This window comes from Enterobacter cloacae complex sp. P1B (assembly GCF_014982345.1).
Lineage (GTDB): Bacteria > Pseudomonadota > Gammaproteobacteria > Enterobacterales > Enterobacteriaceae > Enterobacter > Enterobacter bugandensis.
The window spans coordinates 37462-50501 of sequence record NZ_JADCLF010000014.1; the positions used below are offsets into that span (position 1 = coordinate 37462).

Genomic DNA, 13040 nt, shown 5'->3' on the forward strand with positions numbered 1-13040 from the left:
CACGCGAAGCGGGCAATATTCGTCTAAGGTTTTCAGGTGATTGATAACAGCGGTCACGCTGCTCAGGAATACAGGAGACGAACCGATGATAAGACCTCGTACTTTACGCCCTGCTCTTTTGCACCTCGCGCTGGGAGGCGCGCTGCTCGGTGTGGCAACGATGGGTTATGCTGAAGAACAGCTAGCCTACCAGAAAAATTCACCCGATATTTTGCTTGGCCCTCTGTTTAACGACGTGCAGAGTGCCAAACTGTTTCCCGATCAGAAAACCTTTGCCGATGCCGTTCCCAAAAGCGACCCGCTGATGATACTGGCGGATTACCGGATGCAGCACACCCAGACAAGCTTTGACCTGCGCCACTTTGTGGAGATGAACTTCATACTGCCTGCGGAAGGTGAAAAATATGTGCCGCCTGCGGGACAAAGCTTACGTGAGCACATTGACGACCTCTGGCCTGTGCTGACGCGCACCACGGATAAAGCCAGTAACAAATGGGATTCCCTGCTGCCTTTACCGAAACCTTACGTTGTGCCCGGCGGGCGCTTCCGCGAGGTCTACTACTGGGATAGCTATTTCACCATGCTGGGCCTGGCGGAGAGCGGCCACTGGGACAAAATCAGCGATATGGTGGATAACTTTGCGTATGAGATTGATACCTTCGGCCATATCCCCAACGGTAACCGCAGCTACTACCTGAGCCGCTCCCAGCCGCCGTTCTTCTCACTGATGGTTGAGCTGCTGGCAACGCATGACAAAGACGCGCTGAAAAAATACCGTCCACAAATGGAAAAAGAGTACACCTACTGGATGGAGGGTGTAGAAAGCCTTCAGCCAGGGCAGGCTAACCAGCGCGTGGTGAAGCTCGATGACGGTTCCGTACTCAACCGCTACTGGGACGATCGCGATACCCCGCGCCCGGAGTCCTGGCTTGACGATATCACCACGGCGAAGAGCAACCCTAACCGGCCTGCGACGGAGATCTACCGCGATTTGCGCTCCGCAGCGGCCTCGGGCTGGGACTTTAGCTCCCGCTGGATGGACGACCCGCAAAAGCTCGGCACCATCCGCACCACCAGCATTGTGCCCGTCGATCTGAACGCCCTGATGTTTAAAATGGAAAAACTGCTCGCGCGAGCAGGCCAGGAGGCGGGCGACAGCGCGGCGGCGAGTAAATACGAGGCATTAGCAACCGCGCGTCAAAAAGCCATTGAGCGCCACCTGTGGAACGATAAAGAGGGCTGGTACGCCGATTACGACCTCAAGAGTAAGAAGGTGCGCAACCAGCTCACGGCGGCGGCCCTCTTCCCGCTCTACGTGAAGGCGGCGGCACAGGATCGCGCCGATAAAGTGGCCGCGGCCACCTCCGCACGCCTGTTGAAGCCGGGCGGTATTACCACCACCACCATCAACAGCGGCCAGCAGTGGGATGCGCCAAACGGCTGGGCACCGCTGCAGTGGGTGGCAACGGAAGGGTTGCAGAACTATGGGCAGGATAAGGTTGCAATGGACGTGACCTGGCGCTTCCTGAAGAACGTTCAGCATACTTACGACCGCGAGAAGAAGCTGGTGGAGAAGTATGATGTCTCTTCTACCGGTACCGGCGGTGGCGGCGGTGAATATCCGCTCCAGGATGGGTTCGGCTGGAGTAACGGCGTGACGCTGAAAATGCTGGATCTGGTTTGTCCGAAAGAGAAACCGTGCGACAGCGTGCCGGAAAATCAGCCTGCGGCGAATGATGAGGCTGCGCCGGTGAAAGCTGCGGCGCAGTAAGGGAGTATTGCCGGGTGATGGCTACGCCTTACCCGGCCTACATTTTGAACTCACAGGGATTTAGAAGCTGTAACTCGCCCCTAGCTGATACGTCCTGTCACGCCCAATCCAGCAGTTGGTCGCGTCGTAGCAGGTCAGCGTCTCTTTATTGGTGATGTTCTGCATACTTGCCTTAAGCGTCAGCCCCGCCAGCGAAGGCAGAATTTCGCCCATCCGGTACGACGCCGCCAGATCGTACTGCGTAGTGCCCCCCAGCTTACCCGCATCGTTAGACGGTGAAATCTCCATCGGCCCGGTATAGCGCGCCCCGGCGCCCAGCATCAGCCCCTTCAGCGGCGTGCTCTCGAAGGTGTAGTCCCCCCACAGGTTGAACGCATTTTCCGGCACCTGAGCAGGACGCTTGCCCTGGTATTTATCATCTTCGGTATTAATTACGTGGGTGTAGGCATAGTTGGCAATCAGCGTCAGGTTGTCCGTCGGGCGGCTGATGGCGGAGAGCTCCGCGCCTTTGGATTCCACTTCACCAGTCTGACGGTAGTTCAGGAAGCCCGGGTCGGAGGTGACGACGTTTTTCTGCCGGATGTTAAACACCGAGGCGGTAAACGTCGTGGCGTACTCTGCCAGCAGATATTTTACCCCGCCTTCCACCTGCTTGCTGGTGGTTGGCTTGACGTCTTTCGCCGTGAGCGTCCCCTGCGGCGAGACCGGTGCAAAACCTTCTGAATAGCTGATAAACGGCGAAATACCGTTATCGAAGGCGTAAAGCGCCCCCAGGCGTTTGGTAACGCGATCCTGCGATACCCAGGCCTTATCGCCGTTTTGCAGGTAATCGGTGGTGACGGAGCGGTAATCGTCGTAGCGCAGGCTGCCCAACAGACTTAAGCCGCCAAATTCCACCTGATCCTGCAGGTAGTACCCGTTCTGCTGGTAGCTGAGGCGGTTTTTCTGGGCGGTGTAAAGCCCCAGCGCGCTTTCGTGGATTTGCGAATAGTCCGGATTACGCATATCCATGCCCGGCGTGGTCGACGCGTAGCGGTAGTGGAAATGGGAGTTCAGCTTCTGATAGTCAAACCCGGCCAGCAGATGGTGTTTCCAGTCGCCCAGCGCAACGGTTTTAGTCACCTGGTTGTCGATGTTGAAGCTCTTAAGATCTTCATCGGTGGTATAGGCAAAGCGGTTAAGCTGATAGACCTCACTTCCCGTTCCCGTCGCGTAGACGCTGTTCTGGTGGGTATCGACGTCGAAATAGCGCGCTTTCTGATTAAAGCCCCAGCCGCTGTCAAACTCGTGTTCGAAGCTGTAGCCCAGCATCCACTGGCGCTGCTTAAACCCGCTCCACTCATCTCCGGCGTAATCCCGGCGATCGGCATATTTGGACCGCAGATAAGCGAGCGGCAGCGGGTTAGACGGCGTCAGGCTCGGGGAGTTTTGCGCCAGCGCATCCAGGGTGAGACGGGTTTTACTGTCGGGTTGCCATGTAACGGACGGGGCGACCAGATAATTTTCATAGCGGCTGGTGTGCGGCTGATCGTCATTCTCCGTCGCCTTACCCAGCAGGCGGTAATTCCAGTCGCTGTCGGCAATTTGTCCGGTCGAATCGAGGTAGCCTTCTTTCAGATTACGGTTCCCGGTGTTAAAACCGACCTCGGTTCGGGCTTCCCGCTGCGGCTTTTTGCTTTGAATATTTACCAGCCCGCCCGGTGAACCGCCGCCGTAAAGCACCGATGAAGGCCCTTTCAGGATATCGACGCTCTCTATTAACAGCGGATCGATGCGCGCCTTGGTGTTGCCGGTGACGTTATAGGGTAGCTGCAGCCCGTTGTAAAACTCCTGATCGACGGTAAAGCCACGAATTTTGTATTCGCTCATATAGGAGGTATTCCCCCGCACCTCGGTTGAGACGCCTGGGGCATAGCGCAGGATTTCATTCACGGAGTTCGCGTGACGCTTTTCGATCTCCGGCGCAGAGAGCGTGTTGATAACCTGCGGCGTTTTACTTTCGGCAACGGCCGATTTGGTGGCGCTGTTGGTCCAGGCCGGCAGCGCGCTGCCCTGCTCTGAGCCCGTGACGACAATGGTTGATTCTTCGGCGAAAGCCTGGACCTGCAATGCCAGCGTGACTGCACCCGCCAGGGTGCATAACGTAAAACGTGAGGAGTTCATAATGTCGTCTTGTTATTACATGCAATACGGAACGACAATTATTATCATTTAGATTAGCAAATCAATATGGCGGCAAAAAAAACGGCCCTCCGCAGAGAGCCGTTCTGTCATTTTATGCTCGTCGCAGTAATCTGAATATGCCCAGCACGACAATGGCTCCCACGACAGCGACCAGGAAACTGTGCATGTCGAAACCACTGATGTCACCACCAAAACCAAACATCGTCGCCAGCCAGCCGCCTACAACCGCACCAACGACCCCGAGTACGCAGGTCAAAATAAAGCCGCCGCCATCGTTTCCCGGCATGATCAGTTTTGCGATAGCGCCGGCAATAAGGCCAAAGATAATCCAGGCGATGATACCCATAGCAATGCCCTCTTGCAGATTAAACGCATGTGCAGAAAACCTACTGCACAGCTAACTTAAGTATAGGTCATCACCGGAAAACCAGTTTCGTCTCACCGACTTATCCTGCGGACAACGGTAAAAAAATCTCACCGGTTTGTATTAAGTTTGAGGGTGGATTGCCGATAACACTATGACAGTCTGTCATCAATCAAGGAGCCATCCGGCGTGAGTCATTACAGTGAGCAGTTCCTCAAGCAAAATCCGCTGGCTGTATTAGGGGTATTACGCGACCTGCAAAAAGGCGAAGTGCCGCTGCGCATCAGCTGGTCGAATAATCAGTTTATCAGCAAGATCCTTGACGTCTCGCAGGAGAGGCTGGTTATTGACCTGGGCAGCCTGGAGTATGAAAACCGCGCGGCGCTGAAAGCAGAGAATATCGTGGTCATGGCCGAAACCCATGGGGCCAAAGTGGAATTTGTCCTGCCGCGACTGGAACTGAGCGAATACCAGGGACTTCCGGCTTTTGTTACCCCCCTTCCTGGCAACCTCTGGTTTGTCCAGCGCCGTGAATATTTTCGCATCAGCGCCCCGCTTCATCCTGCCTATTTTTGTAAGGCCAAAATGCCGGACAAAAAAGAGATCCGCTTCCGTCTCTTTGACCTGTCGCTGGGCGGAATGGGCGCGCTGATGGATACCCCGAAGCCGGAGGGTCTGGTAGAAGGCATGCGGTTTACGCAAATAGAACTGGATATGGCGGGCTGGGGCCGTTTTTATTTCGATGCACAGCTGATTGCCATCAGCGAGCGCACGGTGGTGGACAGCAAAAATGAAACGATTACCACGCCGCGTCTGAGCTTCCGTTTTCTGAACGTCGGGCCCGGCGCGGAGCGCGAGCTGCAGCGCATTATCTATTCGCTGGAACGGGAAGCACGGGAACGTGCGAATAAGGTTCTTTAGGAAAAGTCGGGCAGCGAGCGCCGCCCGTTTGCGGCATTACATGGCATCCATCGCTTTCTGTACTTTCCAGATATAGCGAGGCGCCTGCGGTGCCGGATGATTTTTCGCCACATGCTCGACGAACTCATCTTTGTCCATGTCGTTGATCTCCTCAATCGCCTCTTTGCGGTCAGAGGAGAAAGTTCTGAGCAGCGCCCCGGCGCCGTTCACGTACGAGACCACCAGCGCGTATTGCATCACTTCCGGATCCTCAATGCCCTTCAGCACGCCGTGTTCCAGAATGCTCAGGTAAGCGGTCCCCATAGAAATGTTGCGTTCCGGGTTCTTCAGCTCGCTGGTCGACGGCTGGCCGCTCCAGCCCATATAGCGGTAGACCTCTCTCCCCGCCGTAGAGGCTTTCAGCTGCATCAGCCCCACCGCGTTGGATTTGCTGACAAGCGTAGGATTGCCACCGGACTCCACCGCAATAATGGCGGTGATCAGCCGCGGGCTGACGCCCCATGCCTTCCCGGCTTTTTCACTGATCGGCATCCACTGCATGGCCCGTTTCACCGGCACTTCCGGATTCCAGGGCGGGTTTTGATAATCATGTTTTGAACTACAGCCAGCCAGCAAAACAATCAAAAAAGCAAACCATCTCAATTTCACGTCATCTATCCTTATAGCCGGTCATCGCGGTGCGCCGCCCTTGAAGCAGGCGGCGTATACGCGGCATGATATAGACAATTAGTTTCTCATTCAGCAAGGAATTGCCATGTCTCAGTTTCATCTCATCGCGCCATCGGGCTACTGTATTAACCAGGACGCGGCGCAGCGGGGCGTTCAGCGCTTACTGGAATCCGGCCATCAGGTAGAAAATCAGACAATTATCCCCCGCCGCCAGCAGCGTTTTGCCGGAACAGAAGCGCAGAGGCTAAATGATATCAATAGCCTGGTGAACCTGAAGGGCGAAAACCGAATAGTCCTTGCGGTGCGCGGCGGCTATGGTGCGAGCAGGCTGCTTGAGAGCATTGACTGGCAGGGCCTGGCTCAGCGCCAGCAGCAGGATCCGCTGCTGATATGCGGCCACAGCGATTTCACCGCCATCCAGCTTGGTCTTCTGGCGCTGCATAACGTCATCACGTTTAGCGGCCCGATGCTGGCCGGTAACTTCGGCGCGCCGGAACTGGACGCGTTCACAATGGAGCATTTCTGGCGCGCGCTGCGCAATCCCACCTACAGCGTTGAATGGCAAGGCAATGGACCGCACTGGGAATGTGAGGGCCAGCTCTGGGGCGGTAACCTGGCGATGCTGGTCTCGCTCATCGGCACGCCGTGGATGCCGCAAATCAAGGACGGCATTCTGGTGCTGGAGGATATTAACGAACATCCGTTCCGCGTCGAGCGCATGTTATTGCAGCTTTATCATGCCGGTATTCTCGATAGCCAGTCCGCGATCGTGCTGGGCAGCTTCAGCGGCTCTGCCCCGAATGACTATGATGCGGGCTACTCCCTGGAAACGATGGTCGATTTCATCCGCTCGCGGCTGGATATTCCGGTTATCACCGGTCTGGATTTCGGCCATGAGCAGCAGACCGTTACCCTTGCGCTGGGCGCGCAGGCGACGCTTACACATGATGTTTCGGGCAGTCGGTTAACGATCGGTGGTCATCCGGTCATAAAAGCATAAAAAACCCCCTTAATAAAACGCTGTTGCCGTTGTTAATATGTTAGGGTTTTAGTAACAGCGTTAACATTGAGGTGGGAGAAAGAGAACATTGGATGCCGCAGCGATAATCAGCCTTTTCATTTTGGGTTCTGTACTTGTAACCAGCAGTATTTTATTAAGTTCATTTTCATCGCGTCTTGGCATACCCATTCTTGTTATTTTCCTTGCCATCGGCATGCTGGCCGGCGTTGACGGCATCGGCGGTATCCCCTTCGATAACTATCCCTTCGCCTACATGGTGAGTAACCTCGCGCTGGCGGTGATCCTGCTCGACGGCGGGATGCGCACTCAGGCGAGCTCCTTCCGCGTAGCCCTGGGGCCTGCGCTGTCGCTGGCGACCGTCGGCGTGTTGATCACCTCCGGCCTCACCGGGATGATGGCCGCATGGCTTTTCAATCTCAATCTCATGGAAGGCTTGCTGATTGGCGCAATCGTTGGCTCTACCGATGCGGCGGCGGTCTTTTCCCTGCTTGGGGGTAAAGGGCTTAACGAACGCGTTGGCTCAACGCTTGAGATTGAATCCGGCAGTAACGATCCGATGGCGGTGTTCCTGACCATCACGCTGATAGAGATGATCCAGCAGCACGAGACGGGCCTGAGCTGGATGTTTGCCCTGCATATTCTGCAGCAGTTCGGGCTGGGGATTGTCATCGGCCTGGCGGGGGGATACCTGTTACAGCAGACGATCAACCGCATTTCTCTGCCCTCGGGGCTTTACCCTCTGCTGGCGCTGAGCGGCGGCATTCTCATTTTTGCCGTTACCACCGCGCTGGACGGCAGCGGTATTCTCGCCGTCTACCTCTGCGGGTTCCTGATGGGCAACCGCCCTATTCGCAACCGTCATGCTATTTTGCAGAACTTTGACGGCCTGGCGTGGCTGGCGCAAATCGGCATGTTCCTGGTGCTGGGCCTGCTGGTGACCCCGTCGGACCTGCTGCCGATCGCCGTTCCGGCGCTGCTGCTGTCGGCGTGGATGATCTTCTTCGCCCGTCCGCTCTCCGTATTTGCAGGCCTGCTGCCGTTTCGCGGTTTTAACCTGCGCGAGCGCGTCTTTATCAGCTGGGTCGGCCTGCGCGGCGCGGTGCCGATTATCCTTGCGGTGTTCCCGATGATGGCCGGTCTCGACAACGCGCGGCTGTTCTTCAACGTGGCGTTCTTCGTGGTGCTGATTTCCCTGCTGTTCCAGGGCACGTCGCTCGGGTGGGCGGCGAAAAAGGCCAAAGTGGTGGTGCCGCCCGTAGGCTGGCCGGTCTCCCGCGTGGGGCTGGACATTCACCCGGAAAACCCGTGGGAGCAGTTCGTCTACCAGCTGAGCGCCGACAAATGGTGCGTGGGAGCCTCGCTGCGCGATTTGCACATGCCGACTGAAACGCGCATTGCCGCCCTGTTCCGCGATAATGTCCTGCTGCACCCGACTGGCAGCACCCGCCTGCGCGAAGGAGATATTCTGTGCGTCATTGGCCGCGAGCGCGACCTGCCCGCGCTGGGCAAGCTGTTCAGCCAGTCGCCTCCCGTGGCGCTGGACCAGCGTTTCTTCGGCGATTTTATTCTGGAAGCCAGCGCCAAATTTGCGGATGTGGCGCTCATTTATGGCCTGGATGAAGGTGCAGAAGACGGTGATAACCCGCAAACGCTGGGCGAAATCATTCAGCAGCGGCTTGGCGCTGCGCCGGTTGTGGGTGACCAGGTGGAGTTTGCCGGGATGATCTGGACGGTGGCAGAAAAAGAAGATAACGCGGTGCGGAAGGTCGGTTTGAGGCCGATGGAAGAGGAAGCGGAGTAGTTTTTTTGCCGGGTGGCGGCTTCGCGTCACCCGGCAAAGATACAAGTTACACCGTCACAACCGGCACTCTTGGTGCCAGGGCACACATCAGTTCATACCCTACCGTTCCCGCCGCGGCCGCCACGTCATCAATTTTGATTTCGTTGCCCCATAGCTCGACCGGTGAACCGATGCCCGCCTGCGGGCATGGCGTCAGGTCAACGGCCAGCATATCCATTGATACCGTGCCTACCGTTCCCGTGCGCACCCCATCAACCCACACTGGTGTGCCGGTCGGCGCGATACGCGGATAGCCGTCGGCATAACCGCCCGCGACGATGCCAATCCGCTGCTCGCCCTTCGCCCGGAAGCGGCTGCCGTAGCCTACCGTGTCGCCCGCCTTCAGCGTCTGCACGCCGATGATCTCGCTGCGCAGGGTCATGACCGGCCTCAGGCCGCTGTTGGCGATATCCTGCCACTGGCCTGAGGGTGATGCGCCGTACAGAACGATCCCCGGACGCACCCAGTCATAGTGGGCTTCAGGATGCCAAAGCGTCGCCGCCGAGTTCGACAGGGAGCGCGGACAATCGAGCCCTTCAGCTGCCTGCTCAATGCGGACCATAGCATCAGCAATGCCGTCCGGTTTTTCCGCGTCGGCAAAATGCGCCATCAGCGTCATTTCCCCGACGTTTTTCAGGCCACGCAGCTGCTGCCAGACCGTATGCACCCGCTCAGGCTGGAAGCCCAGGCGGTTCATGCCGCTGTTCACCTTGAGATAAATATCCAGCGGAGCGTGGAGCTTCGCATCCTGAATGGCTTTAATCTGCCAGTTGCTGTGAACGCTGGTGGTCAGGCGATACTTATCCAGCAGCGGCAGATCGTCCGCGTGGAAGAACCCCTCCAGCAGCAGAATAGGCCCTTTCCAGCCGCGCTCGCGCAGCAGGATGGCCTCTTCGAGATTGAGTAACGCAAAACCGTCGGTCGCGCCGAGCGCGCTCCATATACGGTCAATACCGTGGCCGTAGGCGTTTGCCTTGACGACTGACCAGACGCGCGAACCAGGTGCTGCCCGGCGAACAATTTGCAGGTTTTCCTTCAGGGCCTGCAGATCCAGCTGAGCCAGAACAGGACGGGACATGACAACTCCTTAGTTATGCGCGCCGTGCAGGTGCTGAGGACGCGATGGCGTAAATCCTGATTGATAGCGCGCAGCACTTAAATCGTCAAACGGAATTGCCGGCGTGCGCCCGGAAATCAGGTCGCTCAGCAGCTGGCCCGAGCCGCAGGCCATCGTCCAGCCGAGCGTGCCGTGTCCGGTATTGGTCCACAGGTTTTTATATGGCGTGCGGCCCACAATCGGCGTGCCGTCCGGGGTCATCGGACGCAGGCCGGTCCAGAACGTCGCCTGTTCCACAAACCCGCCGCGCGGGAAGAGATCGCCCACCACCATCTCCAGCGTTTCACGACGCGGCTGCAGCAGCTCGGTGTTGAAGCCGACAATCTCCGCCATGCCGCCGACGCGAATACGGTTATCAAAGCGGGTAATGGCGATTTTGTAGGTTTCATCCAGGATGGTTGATACGGGCGCCCCGCTCTCCTCTTTCACCGGGATAGTCAATGAGTAGCCCTTGAGCGGGTAGACCGGAATATCGAGGATGCCTTTCAGCATGGCGGTGGAGTAGGAACCAAACGCCATCACGTAGGCATCCGCCTTTATCACCTCGTCGCCGCACTTTACGCCGTAAATTTTTTCGCCTTCCGACAGCAGCTTGTCGACGGAGGTATTAAAGCGGAATTTCACCCCAGCCTGCTCGCACATCTGTGCCAGACGCTGGGTAAAGAGCTGACAGTCGCCGGTTTCGTCATTCGGCAGACGCAGACCGCCGGTCAGCTTGTGGGCCACTTCGGCCAGCGCGGGTTCCACCTGCCCCAGCTGGCTGGCTTCCAGCAGCTGATACGGTACACCGGCATCTTCCAGCACGGCGATATCGCGGGTGGCGTTTTCATACTGTTGCTCGGTGCGGAACAGCTGCAGCGTGCCGCCCTGACGGCCTTCGTACTCAATCCCCGTCGACGCGCGCAGGGCTTTGAGGCAGTCACGGCTGTATTCCGCCAGACGCACCATGCGGCCTTTATTTTCCATATAGTGCCGGGTGTCGCAATTGCGCAGCATCTGCCACATCCACTTCAGCTGGAACTGCGTGCCGTCAAGGCTGATGGCCAGCGGCGCGTGGCGCTGGAACATCCATTTGATCGCCTTCAGCGGCACGCCGGGCGCCGCCCACGGGGCCGCATAGCCAGGAGAGATTTGACCGGCATTTGCCGCACTGGTTTCAAGCGCCGGGCCGGATTCACGATCGATAACGGTAACCTCATGTCCCGCCTGACTTAAATACCAGGCGCTGGTTACGCCAACGACACCACTTCCCAGTATGACAACACGCATAGCCACTCCATTATGAGCAAAAGAACAATCATCTAATTACAGATTGATAACCTAGTTGAAAATATTATTCAACATACGACTTTTTTATGGTGACTTACCTCACACATCCCCCAGCATCAGGGGACAGGGATAATTTGGGATCTCCTGCTGAGCTTTATTTTTAACCAGCATAAAATTCTGATGGGTACGCTTTTTTTGCCGTATCAAAAACGGGAAATCGCAAAGAAAAAATTTCTGCGCCAGCACGCTTTTTAACACGTTGATCTATGCTTGAAAGGAGGCTCTCCAGACAGAGAGAGCACCCACAACGAGGGCGCGCTAATGGCTACTATTGATTCCCTGAACAAGGACAACACACGTCTGAGCGATGGACCCGACTGGACCTTCGAGCTGCTGGATGTCTACCTCGCCGAAATCGACCGGGTGGCAAAACTGTATCGCCTGGATACCTATCCCCATCAGATTGAGGTGATTACCTCCGAACAGATGATGGACGCTTACTCCAGCGTCGGGATGCCGATCAACTATCCGCACTGGTCGTTTGGTAAAAAATTCATTGAAACGGAGCGGCTGTACAAGCACGGCCAGCAGGGGCTGGCGTATGAGATCGTCATTAACTCCAACCCGTGTATCGCCTATCTGATGGAAGAGAACACCATTACCATGCAGGCGCTGGTGATGGCGCACGCCTGCTACGGCCATAACTCTTTCTTTAAAAATAACTATCTGTTCCGCAGCTGGACGGACGCCAGCTCCATCGTCGATTACCTGATCTTCGCGCGTAAATACATTACCGACTGTGAAGAGCGCTACGGCGTGGACGAGGTAGAGAAGCTGCTAGACTCCTGCCACGCGCTGATGAACTACGGCGTGGACCGCTATAAACGCCCGCAGAAAATCTCACTGCAGGAGGAGAAAGCCCGGCAGAAAAGCCGCGAGGAGTATCTGCAGAGCCAGGTGAACATGCTGTGGCGCACCCTGCCGAAGCGTGAGGAGGAAAAAACGATTGCCGAAGCGCGTCGTTATCCGTCCGAGCCGCAGGAAAACCTGCTCTATTTTATGGAGAAGAATGCCCCGCTGCTGGAGCCGTGGCAGCGCGAGATTTTGCGTATCGTGCGTAAGGTGAGCCAGTATTTCTATCCGCAGAAACAGACCCAGGTGATGAACGAAGGCTGGGCAACATTCTGGCACTACACCATTCTCAACCATCTGTATGACGAGGGGAAAGTCACCGAGCGGTTCATGATGGAATTTCTTCACAGCCATACTAACGTGGTGTTCCAGCCGCCCTACAACAGCCCGTGGTACAGCGGGATTAACCCGTATGCGCTGGGCTTTGCGATGTTCCAGGATATTAAGCGCATCTGCCAGTCGCCAACGGAAGAGGACAAGTACTGGTTCCCGGATATCGCCGGTTCTGACTGGCTGGAAACGCTGCATTTTGCGATGCGCGACTTTAAGGATGAGAGCTTTATCAGCCAGTTCATGTCGCCGAAGATCATGCGCGATTTCCGCTTCTTCACCGTGCTGGACGATGACCGCAACAACTATCTGGAGATCTCCGCGATCCACAACGAGGAAGGATACCGGGAGATACGCTCCCGTCTCTCCTCCCAGTACAACCTGAGCAACCTTGAACCCAATATTCAGGTTTGGAACGTGGACCTGCGCGGCGACCGCTCCCTGACGCTGCGCTATATCCCGCACAACCGCGCGCCGCTGGATAAAGGACGTAAAGAGGTGCTGAAGCACGTGCACCGCCTGTGGGGCTTTGACGTGCAGCTGGAGCAGCAGAATGAGGACGGCAGCGTGGAGCTGCTGGAACGCTGCCCGGCGCGGTTGAATACGCTGTAGCGCCACCGGGCGAAAAAAAACCTCTCGATT

The 13040-nt window shown here is 56.8% G+C and carries 10 protein-coding genes; 5 read left to right on the forward strand and 5 right to left on the reverse strand.

The window, feature by feature from the left end; all coding sequences use genetic code 11:
* Positions 1-85 precede the first annotated feature (85 nt).
* On the forward strand, positions 86-1771 hold the full coding sequence (locus INF77_RS17330) for an alpha,alpha-trehalase (protein WP_193532499.1): 1686 nt from the start codon (positions 86-88) through the stop codon (positions 1769-1771).
* 60 nt (positions 1772-1831) lie between these two features.
* Here INF77_RS17330 and INF77_RS17335 read toward each other — a convergent pair whose 3' ends face one another.
* Positions 1832-3934, reverse strand: a complete 2103-nt coding sequence (locus INF77_RS17335; RefSeq protein WP_193532500.1) for a TonB-dependent siderophore receptor — start codon at positions 3932-3934, stop codon at positions 1832-1834.
* Positions 3935-4046: 112 nt separating this feature from the next.
* Positions 4047-4301, reverse strand: a complete 255-nt coding sequence (locus INF77_RS17340; protein ID WP_028013508.1) for a GlsB/YeaQ/YmgE family stress response membrane protein — start codon at positions 4299-4301, stop codon at positions 4047-4049.
* A 207-nt stretch (positions 4302-4508) separates the two neighbouring features.
* Between INF77_RS17340 and INF77_RS17345 the strand changes: the two genes are divergently transcribed.
* A complete protein-coding gene (locus tag INF77_RS17345; protein WP_126818483.1) occupies positions 4509-5240 on the forward strand; it encodes a flagellar brake protein in 732 nt (243 codons plus the stop codon).
* Positions 5241-5276: 36 nt separating this feature from the next.
* On the opposite strand, the gene emtA is transcribed toward INF77_RS17345, so the two are convergent.
* Entirely contained in the window at positions 5277-5888 is a 612-nt protein-coding gene (gene emtA, locus INF77_RS17350) for a membrane-bound lytic murein transglycosylase EmtA (RefSeq protein WP_028013510.1), read from the reverse strand.
* Positions 5889-5994: 106 nt separating this feature from the next.
* Here emtA and ldcA point away from each other — a divergent pair, with 106 nt between their 5' ends.
* Both ldcA and INF77_RS17360 read left to right on the forward strand, forming a co-directional pair.
* Positions 5995-6909: a muramoyltetrapeptide carboxypeptidase gene (gene ldcA / locus INF77_RS17355; protein WP_182034843.1), complete on the forward strand. Its 915-nt coding sequence runs from the start codon at positions 5995-5997 to the stop codon at positions 6907-6909.
* Positions 6910-6997: 88 nt separating this feature from the next.
* Positions 6998-8731 carry a potassium/proton antiporter gene (locus INF77_RS17360; RefSeq protein ID WP_045630795.1) on the forward strand — a complete coding sequence of 578 codons (1734 nt, stop codon included), beginning with the start codon at positions 6998-7000 and terminating at the stop codon, positions 8729-8731.
* A gap of 46 nt (positions 8732-8777) precedes the next feature.
* Here the strand turns inward: INF77_RS17360 and dadX are convergent, their stop codons facing one another.
* Together dadX and INF77_RS17370 are read right to left on the reverse strand one after the other, a co-directional pair.
* On the reverse strand, positions 8778-9848 hold the full coding sequence (dadX, locus tag INF77_RS17365) for a catabolic alanine racemase DadX (RefSeq protein ID WP_047367798.1): 1071 nt from the start codon (positions 9846-9848) through the stop codon (positions 8778-8780).
* A 9-nt stretch (positions 9849-9857) separates the two neighbouring features.
* Positions 9858-11156, reverse strand: a complete 1299-nt coding sequence (locus INF77_RS17370) for a D-amino acid dehydrogenase (protein ID WP_041909503.1) — start codon at positions 11154-11156, stop codon at positions 9858-9860.
* Positions 11157-11477: 321 nt separating this feature from the next.
* Here INF77_RS17370 and INF77_RS17375 point away from each other — a divergent pair, with 321 nt between their 5' ends.
* The gene (locus tag INF77_RS17375; protein ID WP_023293929.1) at positions 11478-13010 is read left to right on the forward strand and encodes a SpoVR family protein; all 1533 of its coding nucleotides are present in this window, start codon (positions 11478-11480) and stop codon (positions 13008-13010) included.
* Positions 13011-13040 lie beyond the last annotated feature (30 nt).

Excerpts from the sequence above, each read along its gene's own strand:
- dadX (WP_047367798.1), bottom strand. The coding sequence starts at position 9,848 with ATGTCCCGTCCTGTTCTGGCTCAGCTGGATCTGCAGGCCCTGAAGGAA.
- INF77_RS17370 (WP_041909503.1), bottom strand. The coding sequence starts at position 11,156 with ATGCGTGTTGTCATACTGGGAAGTGGTGTCGTTGGCGTAACCAGCGCC.
- INF77_RS17340 (WP_028013508.1), bottom strand. The coding sequence starts at position 4,301 with ATGGGTATCATCGCCTGGATTATCTTTGGCCTTATTGCCGGCGCTATC.
- INF77_RS17330 (WP_193532499.1), top strand. The coding sequence starts at position 86 with ATGATAAGACCTCGTACTTTACGCCCTGCTCTTTTGCACCTCGCGCTG.
- ldcA (WP_182034843.1), top strand. The coding sequence starts at position 5,995 with ATGTCTCAGTTTCATCTCATCGCGCCATCGGGCTACTGTATTAACCAG.
- INF77_RS17375 (WP_023293929.1), top strand. The coding sequence starts at position 11,478 with ATGGCTACTATTGATTCCCTGAACAAGGACAACACACGTCTGAGCGAT.
- INF77_RS17335 (WP_193532500.1), bottom strand. The coding sequence starts at position 3,934 with ATGAACTCCTCACGTTTTACGTTATGCACCCTGGCGGGTGCAGTCACG.